Origin of the sequence: Agrobacterium burrii (assembly GCF_017313405.1) — a bacterium.
In the GTDB taxonomy this organism is placed as follows: Bacteria; Pseudomonadota; Alphaproteobacteria; order Rhizobiales; family Rhizobiaceae; genus Agrobacterium; species Agrobacterium burrii.
Window position 1 is genome coordinate 239,226 of sequence record NZ_JAFLNA010000011.1, and the last position, 20,168, is coordinate 259,393.

Genomic DNA, 20,168 nt, shown 5'->3' on the forward strand with positions numbered 1-20,168 from the left:
AAAGGAAGGTACGAAATGGCACAGAAACTTACGATACTCGTCACCGCAGCCCTGATGGGCACGACGGCTTTCGCGCCGCTTGCCATCGCTCAGGGCACCACCCAGCCTGCCCCGGCAAATCCGGGTGCGCAGACTGAGCCGGCAACGCCGCCTGCCACTCCGATGACACCTGCGGCTCCTGCTGCCAATGGCAGCGCGGCCACAACGACGGGTGGCGCTTACATCACCGAGCAGGGCGAAACGCAGATCAGCGCCAATGACTATATTGGTAAGTCGGTCTACACCGCAGCCGATGAAAGCATCGGTAACGTCACCAACCTCATCATGGAAGAAGATGGCGGTCTGGTCGCAGCCGTGATCGGCGTTGGCGGTTTCCTCGGCATCGGCGCCAAGGATGTAGCCGTCCCCATGGACAAGGTGACGATGACGCGCAATGCGCAGGATGGCACCATCCGCCTGACGACGACCGAAACGGCGGAAACCCTTAAGAGTGCACCTGAGTTCAAGACGCTGGAACAGAAGACCAGCGAGAAGAACGCGGCAACCCCGGCGGCACCTGACAGCACGACCACATCCGCCACCAAGCCTTAATCCCATACCTGGGAGGCAGGAGCGGGAGTTGGTTTCAGCCGTCCCGCGAGAGACACCGGCCAGTGGCCGGTGTCTTTTTTGTTTTGGCCCACGGGCCGCTTAATCGCCGGCGTTGCGGGATGAATGCCATGCCCAGGCGGATTTGATGATATCCGACAGGGAATAACGCGGTTCCCAGCCCAGAACCTCTTTAGCCTTGTCGTTATTGGCCACGAGTGTGGTGGAGTCGCCGTCGCGCCGGCCGGTATATTCGACCGGGAAGGGGCGGCCCGACACCTCGGAAATTGCCGCGAGCAATTCCTTTACCGTGGTGCCGGTGCCGGTGCCGAGGTTGAGTTCCACCGTTTCGCCGCCGGCCAGCAGGTAATCCACCGCCCTTACGTGTGCGTCAGCGAGATCGAGAATGTGAATGTAATCGCGCACGCAGGTGCCGTCCCGGGTGTCGTAATCCGTGCCGAACACCTTGAAGCCCTGACGCCGTCCGAGTGCGGCCTCGATGGCGAGCGGGATGGCGTGGGTTTCCGGCTTGTGCCACTCGCCGATACGGCCCTCGAAATCCGCGCCCGCGGCGTTGAAATAGCGCAGCATCACCGAGCGCAGGCCCTTATAGGTGCTGTAATCCTTCAGCGCCTGCTCCACCACCCATTTGGTGCGGCCATAGGGGTTGATCGGCGCCTGCCGGTGCGTCTCGTCGATCGGCACCTGCTCCGGCAATCCGTAAGTGGCGCAGGTGGAGGAAAAGACGAAGGCGGTGACGCCGGCATCAATCGCGGCGGAGAGCAGGTTGAGCGAGCCGATGACGTTATTATCGTAAAAGGCGACGGGCTGCTTCACCGATTCGCCGACTTCGATCAGCGCCGCGAAATGCAGAACGGCTTCCGGCTGGTGTTTGGCGAAGACTTCGTCCAGCCGCGCCCGGTCGCGAATATCACCCTGTTCGAAGGGCCCCCAGCGGACGAATTCCTCATGTCCATTGGACAGATTGTCGAAAACAACCGGTTCATATCCTCGCTCAGAGAGGAGAAGGCAGGTGTGCGAACCGATATAACCGGCACCGCCAACGACAAGGACTTTCTTCTTCATCAAACGCCTTTCAATAAATACGGACGCGCCGAGACTGTATGTCACTTTGTTCAAATAAGGGCGGCGTGGCGCGGGACGCCATTTGCCAGTCTATCCATTGCGCGTAACATAAAAAAAACTGCGCATCCATCATCTGGATGCACAGCTTTTATGGGGGGCTGGTGAAGTGCGTAAAACACGCCAGGAGGCGTGTTTATTTCTTTTTCCTCGTATTGGCCCTTGTCGCCAGGAAACCGGCGGCCATGGCGACAGCGAGCGTCGCATACGGCCGCGCCTGGATCGCCAGCGTCAACAATGACTGTAAGGCGAGGGGGGCAGCGGTCAGCGGAGCGGCCGTCAAGGGTGCAACCGGCCGGGCGACGTAGGCTCTGGGCCGTTTTACGATTGCCAGCGCCACCAGCATGATGACGCCGAGCAGAAACGCGGCGCCGGCGACGACGAGCGCGGCGGGACCCGCGCCGACATGCCGGGCAAGATAGATCGACCCTGCAACCACGGCGGCGACGAAGGCAATCAGGAAAAAGACACCGGTCAGCACCCACAGGATGATGGTGGCACGCAGGCGCCGCGTCACCACGCGTCCTTCGCGCTGGGTGTCTCCCAGATAGACCAGCAATGCCTCAAGCATGATGCGGCCTTATCGACGTGTGAGGAGAGCGAGCACGAAGCCGACGCCAACGGCGATGCCGAGGGACTGGAGCGGGTTTCTCTGGACCTGATCGGTCAGATTATCGTTCAGCGACGAAATTTCGCTACGCACACTGTCGGCCATTTCGCCAGAGGCGGTGAGCGCGTCATCAGCCACGCGGGCGGCCTGCGCCTTCAGCTCATGCGAGGCACCGACGCCGAGCGCTTTCACACTCTTGGCAAGATTTGCCAGATCTTCGCGAAGCTGGGCGAGCTGCGCTGCCACGTCGGCGGCATCACCGTTTTCGAGGGATTGCTGGATCTTGTCATTAACGCTGCTACGCACGCTTGCCATAGGTGAAGTCCTTCCTGAACATCGTTGACGGGATGGCGGCATGTTTACCGACTGCTGCCACGCACGAACCTTCATTTCGGCGGAAGAAACACCCGCCTGTCCGCCATTCAAACGCGCCGGTGCGGGCTTGGTTCCGTAACGTGACGTGTTTCTTTCAGCACTTTCCGGGCCGGGGGCGATTTTCCGGGAATTAAGTGCCGGACATTTGTTTTCCTGTCACAAGCATCATATAAGGCCCATCATCGAGACGTACCTTGACTTCAATCAATATGTGAAACGCCATGCTTCAGACGCCTTATTACCTCATCGACAAGACAAAACTTCTCCAAAACATGGAGAAGATTGCTTATGTGCGGGAAAAATCCGGGGCCAAGGCGCTTCTGGCGCTGAAATGCTTCGCCACATGGTCGGTGTTCGATTTCATGTCGCAATATATGGACGGCACCACCTCGTCCTCGCTTTATGAGGTGCGCCTTGGCCGCGAAAAATTCGGCGGCGAAACCCACGCCTATTCGGTCGCCTATGCCGACTACGAAATCGATGAGGTGATCTCTAACGCCGACAAGATCATCTTCAATTCGATCGGTCAGCTGGAGCGTTTCGCCGACAAGGCCGCCGGCATCACGCGTGGCCTGCGTCTCAACCCGCAGGTCAGCTCCTCCAGTTTCGATCTTGCCGATCCCGCGCGTCCTTTCAGCCGTCTTGGTGAATGGGACGTCGCCAAGGTCGACAAGGTCATGGACCGCATTTCCGGTTTCATGATCCACAACAATTGCGAAAACGGCGATTTCGAACTCTTCGATCGTATGTTGGCGCAGATCGAGGAGAAGTTCGGATCGCTGCTGTCACGTGCCGAATGGGTCAGCCTCGGCGGCGGCATTCATTTCACCGGCGACAATTACCCGCTTGATCAGTTCTGCGACCGCCTGCGGGCGTTCTCGGAAAAATATGGCGTGCAGGTCTATCTGGAACCCGGCGAAGCTTCGATTACCAAAAGCACCACACTTGAGGTGACGGTTCTCGACACGCTGTTCAATGGCAAGAACCTCGCCATCGTCGACAGCTCCATCGAAGCCCACATGCTCGATCTGCTGATCTATCGCGAAACCGCGAAGGTTTCGCCGAACGAGGGCGAACATCCCTATATGGTCTGCGGCAAGTCCTGCCTGGCCGGCGATATTTTCGGCGATTTCCGCTTTGACAAGGAACTGAAGGTCGGTGACCGCATCTCCTTCCAGGACGCGGCCGGTTACACCATGGTCAAGAAGAACTGGTTCAACGGCGTGAAGATGCCGGCGATCGCCATCAAGGAACTGGACGGCACAGTGCGCGCCGTTCGTGAATTCGACTTTGCCGATTTTGAGCAAAGCCTGTCTTAAACCCTGTTTCAACATCAAACGAAGCTTATCCCTGCGGGGAAAAGGAGGCATCACCTGAAATGAAGAAGAACGTTCTGATCATCGGCGCCGGTGGCGTAGCACAGGTCGTGGCGCATAAATGCGCCCAGAACAGCGATGTATTGGGAGACATTCATATTGCGTCACGGACTTTGGAAAAGTGCCGCAAGATTGTCGAGTCCGTACGCGAAAAGAACAGCCTCAAGACAGATGTGAAACTTGAGGCCCATGCGCTTGACGCTATGGATATCGAGGCGACGAAAGCCTTGATTAAACAGACCGGCGTGGAAATCGTCATCAATGTCGGTTCGTCTTTCGTTAACATGTCCGTTCTTCGTGCCTGCATGGACGCAGGTGTTGCCTATATGGACACGGCGATCCATGAGGATCCGACCAAGATTTGCGAGGCGCCGCCGTGGTATGGAAACTACGAGTGGAAGCGCGCCGCTGAGTGCAAGGAAAAGGGCGTCACCGCCATTCTCGGCGTCGGTTTCGACCCCGGCGTGGTCAATGCCTATGCCCGCCTTGCCAAGGATGAATATTTCGACAAGGTCACCTCGGTCGATATCGTCGACATCAATGCTGGCAGTCATGGCCGCTGGTTCTCGACCAATTTCGATCCGGAAATCAACTTCCGCGAATTCACCGGCGTTGTCTATTCCTGGCAGAAGGGTGAGTGGCAGACGAACCAGATGTTTGAAGTCGGCCAGGAATTCGATCTGCCTGTCGTCGGCAAGCAGAAGGCCTACATGACTGGCCATGACGAAGTGCATTCGCTTTCCAAAAATATGGACGGTGCCGATGTGCGCTTCTGGATGGGCTTCGGCGATCACTATATCAACGTCTTCACCGTGCTGAAGAACCTCGGTCTCCTGTCCGAAAAGCCGGTCAAGACGGCAGAAGGTCTGGAAGTCGTGCCGCTCAAGCTGGTCAAGGCCGTCCTGCCCGATCCGTCCTCGCTGGCGCCTGACTATGTCGGCAAGACCTGCATTGGCGATATCGTCAAGGGCATCAAGGATGGCAAGGAACGCGAAGTCTTCATCTACAACGTGGCCGACCACAAGGAAGCTTACGAAGAAGTTGGCTCGCAGGGCATTTCCTACACCGCCGGCGTTCCCCCGGTCGCCGCTGCCATGCTCATCGCCACCGGCGAATGGGATGTGAAGCAGATGGCCAATGTGGAAGAACTGCCGCCGAAGCCGTTCCTGAACATCCTGAACAAGATTGGTCTGCCGAACCGTATCAAGGATGAGAACGGCGACCGCGCGCTTGAGTTCTGAGTGCAGCACTCTCGACGGATAGAGACAAAAAAGCCCCGCGAATGCGGGGCTTTTTTCTTGACTATACAGCCAATCTATCACGCGCCGGACGCAAAACGGGTTTAGCGCCCAGTCCGATGGAAAGAGGAGTCTAACCAGTTACGCGACGTCATCCTCGGCCGTGTGCCGAGGATCCAATCACGTTGAATAAAATCAATAGGTTGCAGATCCTCGGGACAAGCCCGAGGATGACGTTGAGAGAAGGTACGCCCGCCGTCGTCTTCAGTCGCAAAGTGACCTCAGCCCTTCGTCGGCTTCGGCCCACGCTTTTCGAACGGCTTGTCCTTCTTGCCTTCGTATTTAGGCTTGTCGCCGAAGGCCTTTTTCTTCTTCCAGGGCTTGTCATCACCCTTGCGGTCGTCGCGCGGCGCGCTCGCATTGTCGGATTTCGTGAATTTGCGCTGCGCTGTGGCGGGCCTTGTGTCTTCACGGGCGTTGCCGGTCATTTCCGGCTTGCCTTCCATCTGCTTCAGGCGAATGCCCTTTTCGAGCATCATGTCCTTGCCGATGGCGGAGGTGAAACGGTCGACGGCGTCGGCCGCCAGTTCCACGAAGGTTTCCGTCTGCTGCATGCGGATGGCGCCGATATCCTGACGGGTGATCTTGCCGAAGCGGCACAGCATCGGGATAAGCCAGCGCGGCTCGGCGCTCTGCTTGCGGCCGACGGACAGCGAGAACCACGCGCTGTCGGAGAAGTCGGACCGTTCGCGGCGCGGCGCGTTGTTCTCGACCGTTTCGAAACTGTCGCGGCGCGGCTTGCGAGTGTTGTCGAGCGCGACTTCGAAGATGTCTTCAGGGGCCGAGCGTCCCGCATGATAAAGGCGCACAAAGGCGGCGGCGACTTTTTCCGCACCATGCTGTTCCAGCAGCTGGTTGACGAAATCGCGTTCGTCCTCAGCCACGCCTTCGCTGAGTGTCGGATCGGCCAGAAGCCTTGCGCCGTCGCGCTCGACGATCTCTTCGACGGAGGGCGGGCGAACCCATGCCGGGCTGACTTTGGCGCCTTCGAGAAGGCGTTCGGCCTTGCGGCGCTGGCTCACGGGCACAATGATGGCGCTGACGCCCTTCTGCCCGGCGCGGCCGGTACGGCCGGAACGGTGCAGAAGCGTTTCCGAATTGGTCGGCAGGTCGGCGTGGATGACGAGTTCCAGACCCGGCAGGTCGATGCCGCGGGCGGCAACGTCGGTCGCCACGCACACGCGGGCGCGGCCGTCACGCATGGCCTGCAGGGCGTGCGTGCGCTCGTTCTGGGTCAGTTCGCCGGAAAGAGCCACGACGGAGAAGCCGCGATTGTTCAGGCGGGCCGTCAGATGGTTGACGGCGGCGCGGGTGGAGCAGAACACGATGGCGTTGCGGGCTTCGTAAAAGCGCAGCGCGTTGATGATGGCGTTCTCACGATCGGAAGGCGACACCAGCAGGGCGCGATACTCAATATCCACATGCTGCTTCTGCTCGGAAGCGGTGGCGATGCGCACGGCGTTCTTCTGGTAGCTTTCGGCAAGCTTGGCGATGCTGCGCGGAACGGTGGCCGAGAACATCAGAGTTCGGCGATCGGCGGGCGATTCTTCCAGAATGAATTCCAGATCTTCACGGAAACCGAGATCGAGCATCTCGTCGGCTTCGTCCAGCACCACGGCGCGCAGCGAGGACAGATCGAGCGCGTTGCGCTTGATATGATCGCAGAGACGGCCAGGTGTGCCGACAACGATATGAGCGCCGCGTTCCAGCGCCCGGCGCTCGCTGCGGATATCCATGCCGCCGACGCAGGATGCAATCGAGACACCTGTGAATTCATAAAGCCATTCCAGCTCGCGCTTGACCTGCATGGCCAGTTCGCGGGTTGGCGCAATGGCAAGCGCCAGGGGTGCGGAGGCCTGACCGAAACGATTTGTGTCACGCAGCAGCGTGGTTGCAAGCGCAATGCCGAAGGCAACCGTCTTGCCGGAGCCGGTCTGCGCGGAAACCAGCGCATCCTTGTCAGCCAGTTCAGGCGAAAGCATCGCCTCCTGTACGGGGGTCAAGTCTTTGTAACCGCGTTTTTCCAACGCCTGCGCGATCGCCGGGGCGATACCCTGGGTGTCTGTCATCTACCGTCTTTCGGATATGAAGCTGCCCGCATCCGCCCGAAACCAATAGGTTCTAAAGTCTCCGGGGCAGCCGATACTGGCCATTTCGGCCATCTGGCCGGTTGCATTGCCCGCGCTCATACTGCGAATAGGCCCGTTTGTACAGTGCACTGCGGTACGCTCTTTTACGGGTACTTTCTCCCGCCTTCTGTTCCAGCCCACCACCGTCCTTCGCGAAGGTCGCCAAAAAGGCGTACCGCATGGTTCATAAACGGCATTGCGTGCCCCCCGCCTTTTCGCTAAGAGACCCGCAACTTGAGGCTCTTTGTCAGGAAGGGCCGACTGGGTTTGTTCTTGTCCACACCGGGTGAAAACCGGCTGGCGGAAAAAAGGGATGTACTGGTCAAGGCTATGGCTCGCATTGTCATGAAATTCGGCGGCACGTCCGTCGCGAACCTCGAACGCATTCACAATGTCGCACGGCATGTGAAACGCGAAGTGGATGCCGGCCATGAAGTGGCCGTGGTCGTTTCCGCCATGTCCGGCAAAACCAACGAATTGGTGGACTGGGTGCAGAATGCTGCGAAGGTGGCCGGCACCAACGCCGCCTCCTTCTATGATGCGCGCGAATATGACGCGGTCGTCGCATCCGGCGAGCAGGTGACGTCAGGTCTGCTGGCGATTACGCTGCAGTCCATGGGCATCAACGCGCGCTCCTGGCAGGGCTGGCAGATCCCGATCCGCACCGATAATGCGCATGGCGCCGCCCGCATCCTCGAGATTGACGGTTCGGATATCGTTCACCGCATGGGCGAAGGTCAGGTTGCCGTCGTTGCCGGTTTCCAGGGCATCGGCCCGGATAACCGCATCGCGACGCTCGGTCGCGGCGGATCGGACACGTCTGCCGTCGCTATCGCCGCTGCCGTGAAGGCGGATCGTTGCGATATCTATACCGATGTCGATGGCGTCTACACCACCGATCCCCGCATCGAGCCCAAGGCTCGCCGCATGAAGAAGATCGCCTTCGAGGAAATGCTTGAAATGGCGTCTCTCGGCGCGAAGGTTCTGCAGGTTCGCTCCGTCGAGCTTGCCATGGTACACAAGGTGCGCACCTTCGTTCGCTCCAGTTTCGAGGATCCCGATGCGCCGGGCATGGGCGACCTCATCAACCCGCCCGGTACTTTGATTTGTGACGAGGATGAAATCGTGGAACAGGAAGTCGTAACCGGCATCGCCTATGCCAAGGATGAAGCACAGATTTCGCTGCGCCGCGTGGCCGACCGTCCGGGCGTTTCCGCCGCGATCTTCGGTCCGCTCGCAGAAGCGCATATCAATGTCGACATGATCGTGCAGAACATCTCCGAAGATGGCTCGCGCACCGACATGACCTTCACCGTTCCTTCGGGGGACGTTGCCAAGGCTCTCAAAGTTCTAGACGAGAACAAGGCCCAGATCGGCTTCGACGTTGCCCAGAACGAGACGGGTCTCGCCAAGGTTTCGGTCATCGGTATCGGCATGCGCAGCCACGCCGGCGTTGCCGCCAGCGCCTTCAAGGCACTTGCCGAGAAGAACATCAACATCAAGGCCATCACCACGTCAGAGATCAAGATTTCGATCCTGATCGATGGCGCCTATGCCGAACTTGCCGTTCGCACTTTGCATTCCGCCTACGGTCTCGATAAGGCTTGAACCCGAGACATCGGTTCCCGATGCTCCGATTCTTCGGGGTTGCGTTCTTCCGATGTGGCGTTTCTTGAAAGCGTGTCCCTTGCGGGACGCGCTTCTCGCGCTATAAATTTTTTAAATGACGTTTTGATTCTCGAATATTATGACATTCGGATCGGAAGCGTCGGGGAGCAAACGCGATGAGAGACCTTTCTGCAGGTCCACGCGTCCTGCTCAAGCGGCTGCGCGAAATGATGGCGGAGCACCTTGAGCCGCAGGACCGCCTGGACCAGATCGTCCGTCAGATAGCCAGCAACATGGTGGCGGAGGTTTGCTCGGTCTACGTGCTGCGTTCCGACAGCGTGCTGGAACTTTATGCCACCGAAGGTCTGAACAAGGATGCCGTGCATCTTGCCCAGTTGAAAATGGGGCAGGGTCTTGTCGGCACCATCGCCGCTTCCGCCCAGCCACTCAATCTTTCCGATGCGCAGGCGCATCCCGCTTTCCGCTATCTTCCTGAAACCGGTGAGGAAATTTATCATTCCTTCCTCGGCGTGCCGATTTTGCGTTCCGGTCGCACTCTTGGCGTTCTTGTGGTTCAGAACAAGGTCAGCCGAACATACCGGGAGGATGAAGTTGAAGCGCTTGAGACAACTGCGATGCTTATCGCTGAAATAGTGGCGAGCGGCGAGTTGAAAAAGATCACCCGCCCCGGCGTGGAGCTGGACCTGACGCGTGCCGTCTCCATCGATGGCGACGGTTACGGTGAAGGCATCGGTCTTGGCCACGTCGTGCTGCACGATCCCCGCATTGTCGTCACCAATCTCTTGAACGAGGACGCGGATACGGAAATCCTGCGTCTTGCCGACGCCATCGGTTCGCTGCGCCTGTCGATCGATGACATGTTGCAGCGCCGCGACGTGCCGACTGAAGGTGAGCACCGCGAGGTTCTGGAAACCTATCGCATGTTCGCCCACGATCAGGGGTGGGTGCGGCGCATGGAAGAGGCGATCCGCAACGGCCTGACGGCCGAAGCGGCGGTCGAGAAGGTGCAGAGCGACACCAAGGCGCGCATGATGCGCCTGACCGATCCTTATCTGCGCGAGCGCATGCATGATTTCGACGATCTCGCCAACCGGCTGCTGCGCCAGCTGATCGGTTTCGGCGGTCGCAGCCCGGAGCTGGATTTTCCGCTTGACGCCATCGTTCTGGCACGTGCCATGGGCGCTGCCGAATTGCTGGATTACCCGCGTGAAAAACTGCGCGGTCTGGTGCTCGAAGACGGGGCGGTGACGAGCCACGTCGTCATCGTGGCGCGCGCCATGGGTATTCCGATCATCGGCCAGGCGGCCGGTATCGTAGCACTCGCGGAAAATAACGATCCGATCATCATCGATGGTGATGACGGCCAGGTGCATCTGCGGCCGATGTCGGATTTGCAGCGCGCCTATGAGGAAAAAGTTCGCCTGCGCGCCAAGCGGCAGGAGCAGTTCCGCGCGCTGCGCAATGTCGAGCCGATTACCAAGGATGGCCAGAAGGTCAACCTCAAGATGAATGCAGGCCTCTTGGTAGACCTGCCGCAGCTGGAGGAATCCGGCGCCGATGGCATCGGCCTGTTCCGCACCGAGCTGCAATTCATGATCGCCTCCAACATGCCGAAGGGCGAGGAGCAGGAGGCTTTTTATCGGTCTGTGCTCCGGCAGGCCAAGGGCAAGAGCGTCACCTTCCGCACGCTCGATATCGGCGGCGACAAGGTCGTCTCCTATATGCGGGGCCAGGAAGAGGAAAACCCGGCGCTGGGCTGGCGGGCGATCCGCCTGTCGCTCGACCGGCCGGGCCTGATGCGCACACAGATGCGCGCGCTGCTGCGCGCCGCGTCCGGAGCGGAACTGCGCATGATGTTGCCGATGGTGACCGAGGTATCCGAAATCCGGGCCGCACGCGATCTTCTGCAGAAGGAAGTGCAGCATCTTTCGAAATTCAGCCATGCGCTGCCGAAAAAGCTGCAATTCGGCGCGATGCTGGAAGTGCCGTCCTTGATGTGGCAGCTCGACGAGCTGATGCAGGAGGTGGATTTCGTTTCCGTCGGTTCAAACGACCTGTTCCAGTTTTCCATGGCGGTCGATCGTGGCAATGCCAGGGTTTCGGATCGTTTCGACAATCTCGGCAAGCCGTTCCTGCGCATTCTGCGTGATATTGTTCGCGCCGGCGAAAAGCACCACACATCGGTCACGCTTTGCGGTGAGATGGCGGGCAAGCCGCTGACTGCCATGGCGCTGATCGGTCTCGGTTTCCGGTCGATCTCCATGTCGCCGACGGCAATCGGCCCGGTCAAGGCCATGCTGCTCGGGCTGGACGCCGCGCGCCTTGCCGACGAGCTGAATGCTGCGCTTGACGATCATAATTCGCTGGAAAGCGGGCGCGAGGTGTTGTTACGCTTTGCTGCAGCGCATTCCATTCCCATTTAAAAGACTTATTTCATTATCGGAGTGACTGGTGGCGAAGCTTCCCGTCGAAAAAATGCGCGAACTGGAAAGACGTTTCGGAGAAATCGAAGCGCGGATGTCGGCTGGCCCGGCGGCGGATGTCTATGTGAAGCTGGCTTCGGAATATTCCGAGCTTCAGCCGGTCGTGAACAAGATTCGCGACTACGAAAAGGCGATTGCCGAGGCTGCCGATCTCGAGGCGCTGCTCGCCGACAGGACGACTGACAGGGACATGCGCGATCTGGCGGAAATGGAACTGCCGGACGTCGAGGCCCGCATCGGTGAGCTTGAGAAGGATATGCAGGTCCTGCTGCTTCCCAAGGACGCGGCGGATGAAAAAAGCGCGATCCTTGAAATCCGTGCCGGCACTGGCGGCTCCGAGGCGGCGCTGTTTGCCGGAGATCTGTTCCGTATGTATGAGCGCTTCGCGTCGACCAAAGGCTGGAAAGTCGAGGTGCTTTCCGCCAGCGAAGGTGAAGCGGGCGGTTACAAGGAAATTATCGCCACGATTACCGGGCGAGGGGTCTTCTCCAAGCTGAAATTCGAATCCGGCGTACATCGCGTTCAGCGCGTGCCGGAAACGGAAGCAAGCGGCCGTATCCATACCTCCGCCGCCACCGTTGCGGTGCTACCGGAAGCGGAGGACATCGACGTCGAAATCCGCCCGGAGGATATACGCATCGATACGATGCGTGCCTCGGGTGCAGGTGGCCAGCACGTCAACACCACGGACTCCGCCGTTCGCATCACCCATCTTCCGACGGGCCTGATCGTCACGAGTTCGGAGAAATCCCAGCACCAGAACCGCGCCAAGGCGATGCAGGTTCTGCGCTCACGCCTTTACGACATCGAGCGCCAGAAGGTGGATAGCGAACGTTCGGCTGACCGCAAGAGCCAGGTCGGTTCGGGTGACCGGTCCGAGCGCATCCGCACCTATAATTTTCCGCAGGGGCGCGTCACCGATCATCGCATCAACCTTACCCTCTACAAGCTTGACCGGATGATTGAAGGTGAAATCGATGAGCTTGTGGATGCGTTGATCGCCGATTATCAGGCCGGCCAGCTGGCATTGCTTGGCGAACAGCAGCTTTGAGCGGCGCTGAGGGAACCGTTTCGGCCGAACTTGCCGCCGCCCGCAAACGGCTGCAGGCGGCCGGTGTTGCCGATCCGCTTCTCGATGCGCGCCTGTTGATCGCAGAGGTTATCGCGTTTTCACTGACCGATTTCGTGATGAAGCCTGACAGGCCCATTACGCAGGAAGAGCAGGCCCGCATCGCCGTCATGATCGAAAGGCGGGCGGGGGGAGAGCCGGTCCATCGCATCCTCGGTCACCGGGAGTTTCATGGCCTCGATCTTCTGTTGTCGAAGGAGACGCTCGAACCCCGCCCGGATACGGAGGTTCTCGTTGACACGCTTTTGCCGGCGTTAAAAGAGGCGGTTTCCCAAAAGGGTAGCGCCCGCATTCTGGATTTAGGCACGGGCACGGGTGCGATCTGTCTGGCGCTTTTGAAGGAATGCCCGGAGGTGACGGGTATCGGCAGTGATATTTCCGCTGATGCGCTGGAGACAGCTGCCAGAAACGCGTCCCGAAACGGGCTCGAAGCGCGTTTCGAGATCAGGCATAGCGACTGGTTTGAGAAAATCTCCGGCCGCTTTGACATAATTGTGTCGAATCCGCCTTATATAAGAAGCGATATCGTTACAACGCTTGACCGAGAGGTTCGTCATCACGATCCGATGGCGGCGCTGGACGGAGGTCAGGACGGCCTTGCACCGTACCGCCTTATTGCTGCCGACGCAGGCCGATTTCTTGTGGAAAACGGGATCGTTGGTGTAGAGATCGGTTTCGATCAAAGGCTTGATGTTTCCGACATATTTGCTTCCAACGGTTTCACTCTTGTGGAGGCCGTGAAGGATTATGGCGGCAACGACAGAGTTTTGATCTTCCGGAGATAGTTCTTCGCGATATGGCGGCGGATTTTTTGCAAGGATATTTTGCACAGCAAAAGAAAAGGCTTGGATTTCCGCGGGAAGCGGGATAGTTTGCGGCCACATGCAGGGTGGCTGAGGACGAACGCAGATTCGTCAGGGTATGGGTCAGTCCCGAAGCGGGTTCTTTTGAGAGCCCTGAAAGGCTGGGCGTTTCCGGCATGTGAATCAGTAAACTTTGTTCGCAGGCGGCTCGGTGCAGCATTTGCGCGACCGGTCGTCAGACGCGAGGTTTTGTCCGGGGTTATCTTCGGCGGGACGCGTGACGGAACAATTTCAGGAAAAATTTCCAGCGGTTTTCCGTCCGGAATTGCATGAAAATAACCAGATTGTCAGCAAAACAGAATTCAGGTGAGCAATTGATGAGGCCAGGACAGCAAAACAAGCGCGGCCGGGGGCGTGGAAGCAACAATAATAACAACAATAACAATGGTGGCGGTAACAACAACTTTAACCGCAAGGGCGGTAACCCGCTCACCAGGACTTATGACAGTTCCGGCCCCGATGTTAAGATTCGCGGTACAGCCCAGCATATAGCGGAAAAATACGCTGCCCTTGCCCGGGACGCGCAGAGTTCCGGTGACCGTGTGATCGCGGAAAACTATCTGCAGCACGCGGAGCATTACAACCGCATCATTGCCACGGCTCAGGCCCAGATGCAGGAACGTTTCCAGCGTGATGATCGCGGTGAATACAATGCCGCCGACGCGGATGCCGACGATATGGATGGAAACGATGGCGACGACGGCTTCGTTGCATCGCAGCAGCATTCCGAACAGGTAGAGCGCGTCCAGCAGCCGGAGCGCCAGGAGCGCCCTGAACGGAGCGAGCCACGCCAGGAACGTCGCGAACGTCCGGACCGCCGTGAGCGGCAGGAACGTCAGCCGCGCCAGCCGCAGGTCTCGTCCGAACAGCAGCCGCCGGTTTACGACGCCAGCCAGGCGCCGCAGCCCGTCATCGAAGGTACGCCCATGGAAGTGGCCGTCGAGGAAGAGCAGCAGCAGTCGGAAGCGCCCGCGACCGAACGTGCGCCAAAGACCCGTCGTGCCACGACCCCGCGCCCGCGTCGCCCGCGCCGTGCCGCAGCGGCGGAAGGTGCCGAAGGTGAAGAAGCGCCAGCCGGCGAAGACGCAACACCGGCCCCCCTTGAAAACGCTGCTGAATAAGCAGGGATTTCAAACAGACCGCGCCAAACACGCGGCCGAACACGCGATTGAAAAACTCCGGCTTGCCGGAGTTTTTTGTTTTTGGGGTTCATATGGGGAGGAACCCGTCGGCGAAGAGGGCGGATGCGCGACACGAACCTGATGTCTGTCAAAACAGGCGAAAATTTCCCGAACGGCGGTTTTACGCCCCTTTAAACCGATGAAAATGCCTCCCATATTCGTGCAGGAAGGACGGAAGCCGCATTCGCCGGCAACCGACCTTCGAGAGGCGGCGATCGTGAAATCCTTTAAACACGGCTGTCGTAGCGGGGCTTGCCTTTTGAGGGAGCCTCAACCCTAACACCCGGAGCCGTGCCGAAAGCGGGCGGGCCGGTCAATGGAGGTTCGACTATGAATATTGAAAAATACTCCGAACGTGTTCGCGGTTTTCTGCAATCGGCGCAGACCTTTGCGCTTGCGGAAAATCATCAGCAGTTTTCTGCCGAACATGTTCTCAAGGTTTTGCTCGATGACGAGCAGGGCATGGCAGCATCGCTGATTGAGCGTGCCGGTGGTAACGCGAAAGAAGCGCGTCTTGCCAATGACGCGGCACTGGCGAAATTGCCCAAGGTTTCCGGCGGCAATGGTGGTCTTTCGCTGACCGCTCCGCTCGCCAAGGTGTTCTCGACTGCTGAAGATCTCGCAAAAAAGGCGGGCGACAGCTTTGTCACCGTCGAGCGCCTTTTGCAGGCTCTGGCGATTGAAAGCTCTGCTTCCACTTCGGCTTCGCTGAAGAAGGCGGGCGTGACGGCGCAGGGCCTCAATCAGGTCATCAATGAAATCCGCAAGGGCCGTACGGCCGATAGCTCCAATGCCGAACAGGGTTTTGACGCGCTGAAGAAATTCGCGCGCGATCTGACGGAAGAGGCCCGCGAGGGCAGGCTCGACCCTGTCATCGGTCGTGATGACGAAATCCGCCGTACCATTCAGGTGCTGTCACGCCGCACCAAGAACAACCCGGTGCTAATCGGCGAACCCGGCGTTGGTAAAACGGCGATTGCCGAAGGGCTTGCGCTGCGCATCGTCAATGGCGATGTGCCGGAGAGCCTCAAGGACAAGAAGCTGATGGCGCTCGATATGGGCGCGCTGATTGCCGGTGCGAAATATCGCGGTGAATTCGAAGAGCGTCTGAAGGCCGTACTCAATGAGGTGCAGGCCGAAAATGGCGGCATCATCCTGTTTATCGATGAGATGCATACGCTGGTCGGTGCCGGCAAGGCCGATGGGGCGATGGACGCCTCCAATCTGCTGAAGCCAGCACTTGCCCGCGGCGAGCTTCATTGCGTTGGCGCCACCACGCTCGATGAATATCGCAAACACGTGGAAAAGGATCCGGCCCTTGCCCGCCGTTTCCAGCCCGTGCTCGTGGATGAACCGACCGTGGAAGACACGATCTCGATCCTGCGCGGTCTGAAGGAAAAATACGAACAGCACCACAAGGTCCGCATCTCGGATTCGGCGCTGGTTGCGGCTGCGACGCTTTCCAACCGTTACATTACCGACCGGTTCCTGCCCGACAAGGCAATCGACCTGATGGACGAGGCCGCTTCGCGTCTTCGTATGCAGGTGGATTCCAAGCCGGAAGAACTGGACGAACTGGATCGCCGCATCATCCAGCTCAAGATCGAGCGCGAGGCCCTCAAGCAGGAGACTGACCAATCTTCCGCCGATCGGTTGAAAAAGCTCGAAGACGAATTGGCTGATACGGAAGAAAAAGCAGATGCGCTGACGGCCCGCTGGCAGTCGGAAAAGCAGAAGCTTGGCCATGCCGCAGACCTCAAGAAGCAACTGGACGATGCCCGCAACGAACTGGCGATTGCCCAGCGCAACGGTCAGTTCCAGCGCGCCGGCGAATTGACCTATGGCATCATTCCGGGCCTTGAAAAGGAACTGGCTGCGGCGGAAGCGCGCGACAGCAGCGGTGCCGGCTCAATGGTTCAGGAAGTGGTGACGCCTGATAATATCGCCCATATCGTTTCTCGCTGGACCGGCATTCCCGTCGACAAGATGCTGGAAGGTCAGCGCGAAAAGCTGCTGCGCATGGAAGACGAGCTTGCCAAGTCCGTTGTCGGACAGGGTGAGGCCGTACAGGCTGTGTCCAAGGCGGTTCGCCGCTCGCGTGCCGGTCTCCAGGATCCCAACCGGCCGATCGGCTCGTTCATCTTCCTCGGCCCGACCGGTGTGGGCAAAACCGAGCTGACGAAGTCGCTCGCCCGCTTCCTGTTCGACGACGAAACTGCGATGGTTCGCCTCGATATGTCGGAATATATGGAGAAACACTCCGTTGCCCGGCTCATCGGTGCACCTCCGGGTTATGTCGGTTACGAAGAGGGTGGTGCCCTGACCGAAGCCGTTCGCCGCCGGCCCTATCAGGTGGTGCTGTTTGACGAGATCGAGAAAGCGCATCCTGACGTCTTCAACGTCCTGTTGCAGGTGCTGGATGATGGCCGCCTGACGGATGGCCAGGGCCGCACCGTCGATTTCAAGAACACCATCATCATCATGACCTCGAACCTCGGTTCGGAATTCATGACGCAGATGGGCGACAATGACGATGTGGATTCGGTTCGCGAGTTGGTGATGGAGCGGGTCCGGTCGCACTTCCGGCCGGAATTCCTCAACCGTATCGACGATATCATCCTCTTCCACCGCCTGCGGCGCGACGAGATGGGTGCGATCGTGGAAATCCAGCTCAAGCGGCTTGTCTCGCTTCTCGGCGATCGCAAGATCTCGCTCGAACTGGATGAGGATGCCCGCAGCTGGCTCGCCAACAAGGGCTATGATCCGGCCTATGGTGCGCGCCCGCTGAAGCGGGTGATCCAGAAGTCGGTTCAGGACAGGCTCGCCGAAATGATCCTCGGCGGCGAAATCCCCGATGGTTCGCGGGTCAAAGTGACGTCTGGCACCGATCGGCTGCTGTTCAAAGTCAAGCCTCCGAAGAGTGAGGCCGAAACGGAAACGGCAGATGCGGCATAAAGCAAAAGGGCTCCGGAAACGGAGCCCTTTTTGTTTGACCGATTTTTCAGGCTACGACGTCAGGTGAGTTACCGGCTTGCTACCTGATTTGGCTTGTCTTCAATGTTGAGAAGATTGTCGATGCGCTTTCTTTCGTCGGAGAAGCGTGCGAGCGCATCGCCGGAGAGCGACTTGCCGCCCGGCAGGCGCACTTTCATCGCGTCCACTTTCGTGCCGTTGACGATCAGTTCGTAATGCAGGTGGGCGCCGGTCGAAAGGCCGGTAGATCCGACATAACCGATGACCTGGCCCTGCCGGACCTTGGAGCCCTCGGTGACGCCCTTGGCGATGGCACTCTGGTGATTATAGGAGGAAACATAGCCGTTGGCATGACGAAGCAGGGTCTGGTTGCCGTAACCGGAGGCCCAGCCGGCCTTTTCGACAGTGCCGTTGCCGGTCGCGATGATCGGCGTGCCGCGGGCGGCGGCCCAGTCGGTGCCGGTGTGCATGCGGCTGAATTTCAGAACCGGGTGACGGCGCATGCCGAAACCGGATGTCATGCGGCCGTTCGGAACAGGGTTACGCAACAGGAATTGCCGGATGCTTTTACCGTTTTCGTCGAAATAATCGATGCTGTTGTCATCAGGGTTCTGGAACCGGTAAAAACGCGTCTCGTTGTCGCCGAACTTGGCATTGACGTAGAGCAGTTCCGACTTGTCGGTCGCCTTGCCGTCGGCATCTTCCACGGAGAAGAAGGCTTCCAGCGTATCCGCCGGTTTGAGCTGCGCCTGAAAATCGACGCTGCTGGCCAGAAGCTTGATAAGTTGCGAAACCATGCTCTGGTTCATGCCATATGCGAGAGCGGCGCGGTAGACACCGTCATAGACGCTCGGCAGGTCGCGACCGGCCGCTGGTGCAGGCGTGCTGTCAAAGGCAGTCGCGACCGCGTCGAGTTTCGGCGGTTCGCTGGCCTTGATGAAGTTTTTCCGGTCATCGACGGCCATGGTGACCATGTGTCGACCCTTGCGATAAAGGCTGACGCGCACGATGTCGCTTTTTTCGTCTTCCTGAATGATGCCGACACGCAGCACGTCGCCGCTTTCGACATTGTTCGACTGGAGTTGCGGTGAGAGCAGCCCGGCGATCTCCGATGATTGTGCCTTGGAGTAACCCGCGCCGAACAAAGCGGCCTCGATCGTCTCGGTCTGGCGGGCAGGGATCACGTCGTCGGCATATTCCTTGACCGGCACCGAGGCCGATTGCGGGGTTGAAACCGACATATTCTGCTCGACGACACGGGCCGCGAGGCCAGCCGTGATATCGACATCGGCTTCATCATTATCGAAGCGGCGCGGGTCGATGTAATAAAGCGCAGCAAGCTGCTCGTTGCCATCCGTCAGGATCGAGCCGTTCGAGCGTACCGCTTCCTCGACCTCGTCGAAGCTCAATGAGCCGGCAAAGGCGTATTTGGAGTGCTGGACGGGAAAGGCCACGGTCTTCAGGCTGACTTCGGATTCAACCTCGGAGCCGTAGATCGTTCCCGTGCGGCTCGGTGCTGGCGCAGCGGCGTCCTTGTCGTCGTTGCTCGCGAAAATGTTCAGGGGATCAAAGGCGGGATAGTCATCCTGCTTGGCGTAATTCGCCGCCAGGGGAATTTTGACGTGAGAGAAGGGAACCTTGCGGACCACTTCCTTGTCGCCTTCATTGATGACAGTCGAGACTTCCATGATCGACCGGTCGGATGGCCGGGCCGCGATATTCGGGGCGATAAGGCGCGTGCCGCGCCGCGCCGCTTCCGTCGCATTGTTACCCATGTCCGCCTTGGCGAAGGCCTCGGCGGGAATGGCGAGCTGCTGGCGGCCGTCGAGGGCCGCAAACAGAGCCACACCCATCAATATGGAAGAGGTAATGCCAGTCAGGAATGTGCCGGAGAGCCATCGCAGCGAAATCTCGCGACGATCGGGTGCACGACGTCCTTCCGCCAGAATTGGCGGCTCCGTGCCTAGCGACCGGATCACATTGCGATCCGCAGTCATACCAGCTGTGCCCCGTCGGTCATGCGCTCTCCAGAAACTTCAGGCGAAGGTGTGCAACTTTCAAAGCCATGAGTCAAATTGATCGACGCACCGAAAGATATGTCGCAACAGCCTACATAAGGACACGCGCACGCATGCCCGCATTAACGCTTCGTTGGCAAAGCAATTAGCGAGGAACAGGGCCAAAAGAAGGCGCGGGGCTCGACTTGATGTCGCGAGCTCTGTTCTCCTGTGCAAAACCGGCAGCACGGTGGCGCCTTTTGCATCGGGTAGTTACTGAAAATGAAAATTATATTTTAAATTCAATGCCTTGGGTAATTTTCTTATTTTTTGTGATTTGGTGTGTTGACTTGTTTGCGGGTGATCTCTTATAAGTCCGCTCACTGAACGAGGG

The 20,168-nt window shown here is 58.9% G+C and carries 14 protein-coding genes; 9 read left to right on the forward strand and 5 right to left on the reverse strand.

Annotation, left to right across the window (positions count from 1 at the left end; translation table 11 throughout):
• The first annotated feature begins 15 nt into the window (after positions 1-15).
• Positions 16-591, forward strand: coding sequence for a PRC-barrel domain-containing protein (locus JZX89_RS20425; RefSeq protein WP_207135189.1), 576 nt, complete (start codon positions 16-18; stop codon positions 589-591).
• A 99-nt stretch (positions 592-690) separates the two neighbouring features.
• Here JZX89_RS20425 and galE read toward each other — a convergent pair whose 3' ends face one another.
• From galE to JZX89_RS20440, 3 genes are all read right to left on the reverse strand, one after another.
• Positions 691-1,674 (reverse strand): UDP-glucose 4-epimerase GalE, encoded by a 984-nt coding sequence (gene galE, locus JZX89_RS20430; RefSeq protein ID WP_045015763.1) that lies wholly within the window; start codon positions 1,672-1,674, stop codon positions 691-693.
• A 193-nt stretch (positions 1,675-1,867) separates the two neighbouring features.
• The gene (locus JZX89_RS20435; protein WP_207135190.1) at positions 1,868-2,302 is read right to left on the reverse strand and encodes a hypothetical protein; all 435 of its coding nucleotides are present in this window, start codon (positions 2,300-2,302) and stop codon (positions 1,868-1,870) included.
• A 9-nt stretch (positions 2,303-2,311) separates the two neighbouring features.
• Positions 2,312-2,656, reverse strand: a complete 345-nt coding sequence (locus tag JZX89_RS20440; protein WP_142842396.1) for an ElaB/YgaM/YqjD family protein — start codon at positions 2,654-2,656, stop codon at positions 2,312-2,314.
• A 281-nt stretch (positions 2,657-2,937) separates the two neighbouring features.
• On the opposite strand from JZX89_RS20440, the gene nspC reads away from it, so the two are divergent.
• Both nspC and JZX89_RS20450 read left to right on the forward strand, forming a co-directional pair.
• A complete protein-coding gene (gene nspC, locus JZX89_RS20445) occupies positions 2,938-4,035 on the forward strand; it encodes a carboxynorspermidine decarboxylase (RefSeq protein ID WP_207135191.1) in 1,098 nt (365 codons plus the stop codon).
• A gap of 59 nt (positions 4,036-4,094) precedes the next feature.
• Positions 4,095-5,333: a saccharopine dehydrogenase family protein gene (locus JZX89_RS20450; RefSeq protein ID WP_149901144.1), complete on the forward strand. Its 1,239-nt coding sequence runs from the start codon at positions 4,095-4,097 to the stop codon at positions 5,331-5,333.
• 278 nt (positions 5,334-5,611) lie between these two features.
• Here JZX89_RS20450 and JZX89_RS20455 read toward each other — a convergent pair whose 3' ends face one another.
• Positions 5,612-7,459, reverse strand: coding sequence for a DEAD/DEAH box helicase (locus JZX89_RS20455; protein WP_207135192.1), 1,848 nt, complete (start codon positions 7,457-7,459; stop codon positions 5,612-5,614).
• A gap of 390 nt (positions 7,460-7,849) precedes the next feature.
• On the opposite strand from JZX89_RS20455, the gene JZX89_RS20460 reads away from it, so the two are divergent.
• The 6 genes from JZX89_RS20460 to clpB all read left to right on the forward strand — a co-directional run bounded on the left by JZX89_RS20460 (position 7,850) and on the right by clpB (position 17,759).
• Complete coding sequence (locus tag JZX89_RS20460) at positions 7,850-9,127, forward strand: aspartate kinase (RefSeq protein ID WP_035243307.1); 1,278 nt, start codon at positions 7,850-7,852, stop codon at positions 9,125-9,127.
• A gap of 176 nt (positions 9,128-9,303) precedes the next feature.
• Positions 9,304-11,571, forward strand: coding sequence for a phosphoenolpyruvate--protein phosphotransferase (gene ptsP / locus JZX89_RS20465; RefSeq protein ID WP_149901142.1), 2,268 nt, complete (start codon positions 9,304-9,306; stop codon positions 11,569-11,571).
• 28 nt (positions 11,572-11,599) lie between these two features.
• On the forward strand, positions 11,600-12,682 hold the full coding sequence (gene prfA, locus JZX89_RS20470) for a peptide chain release factor 1 (protein ID WP_149901141.1): 1,083 nt from the start codon (positions 11,600-11,602) through the stop codon (positions 12,680-12,682).
• Positions 12,679-13,545 (forward strand): peptide chain release factor N(5)-glutamine methyltransferase, encoded by an 867-nt coding sequence (prmC, locus tag JZX89_RS20475; protein ID WP_207135193.1) that lies wholly within the window; start codon positions 12,679-12,681, stop codon positions 13,543-13,545. Before prfA ends, prmC begins: the two co-directional genes overlap by 4 nt.
• Positions 13,546-13,940: 395 nt before the next feature.
• Positions 13,941-14,744 carry a DUF4167 domain-containing protein gene (locus JZX89_RS20480; protein WP_207135194.1) on the forward strand — a complete coding sequence of 268 codons (804 nt, stop codon included), beginning with the start codon at positions 13,941-13,943 and terminating at the stop codon, positions 14,742-14,744.
• Positions 14,745-15,134: 390 nt separating this feature from the next.
• Entirely contained in the window at positions 15,135-17,759 is a 2,625-nt protein-coding gene (clpB, locus tag JZX89_RS20485; protein WP_207135195.1) for an ATP-dependent chaperone ClpB, read from the forward strand.
• A 68-nt stretch (positions 17,760-17,827) separates the two neighbouring features.
• On the opposite strand, the gene JZX89_RS20490 is transcribed toward clpB, so the two are convergent.
• A complete protein-coding gene (locus JZX89_RS20490; protein ID WP_149901137.1) occupies positions 17,828-19,774 on the reverse strand; it encodes a M23 family metallopeptidase in 1,947 nt (648 codons plus the stop codon).
• Positions 19,775-20,168 lie beyond the last annotated feature (394 nt).

Bases quoted from the DNA above. Each gene is read 5' to 3' on its own strand.
- JZX89_RS20435 (WP_207135190.1), bottom strand. From the start codon at position 2,302: ATGCTTGAGGCATTGCTGGTCTATCTGGGAGACACCCAGCGCGAAGGA.
- JZX89_RS20480 (WP_207135194.1), top strand. From the start codon at position 13,941: ATGAGGCCAGGACAGCAAAACAAGCGCGGCCGGGGGCGTGGAAGCAAC.
- clpB (WP_207135195.1), top strand. From the start codon at position 15,135: ATGAATATTGAAAAATACTCCGAACGTGTTCGCGGTTTTCTGCAATCG.
- galE (WP_045015763.1), bottom strand. From the start codon at position 1,674: ATGAAGAAGAAAGTCCTTGTCGTTGGCGGTGCCGGTTATATCGGTTCG.
- JZX89_RS20490 (WP_149901137.1), bottom strand. From the start codon at position 19,774: ATGACTGCGGATCGCAATGTGATCCGGTCGCTAGGCACGGAGCCGCCA.
- nspC (WP_207135191.1), top strand. From the start codon at position 2,938: ATGCTTCAGACGCCTTATTACCTCATCGACAAGACAAAACTTCTCCAA.
- JZX89_RS20450 (WP_149901144.1), top strand. From the start codon at position 4,095: ATGAAGAAGAACGTTCTGATCATCGGCGCCGGTGGCGTAGCACAGGTC.
- JZX89_RS20425 (WP_207135189.1), top strand. From the start codon at position 16: ATGGCACAGAAACTTACGATACTCGTCACCGCAGCCCTGATGGGCACG.
- ptsP (WP_149901142.1), top strand. From the start codon at position 9,304: ATGAGAGACCTTTCTGCAGGTCCACGCGTCCTGCTCAAGCGGCTGCGC.
- JZX89_RS20455 (WP_207135192.1), bottom strand. From the start codon at position 7,459: ATGACAGACACCCAGGGTATCGCCCCGGCGATCGCGCAGGCGTTGGAA.
- JZX89_RS20460 (WP_035243307.1), top strand. From the start codon at position 7,850: ATGGCTCGCATTGTCATGAAATTCGGCGGCACGTCCGTCGCGAACCTC.
- JZX89_RS20440 (WP_142842396.1), bottom strand. From the start codon at position 2,656: ATGGCAAGCGTGCGTAGCAGCGTTAATGACAAGATCCAGCAATCCCTC.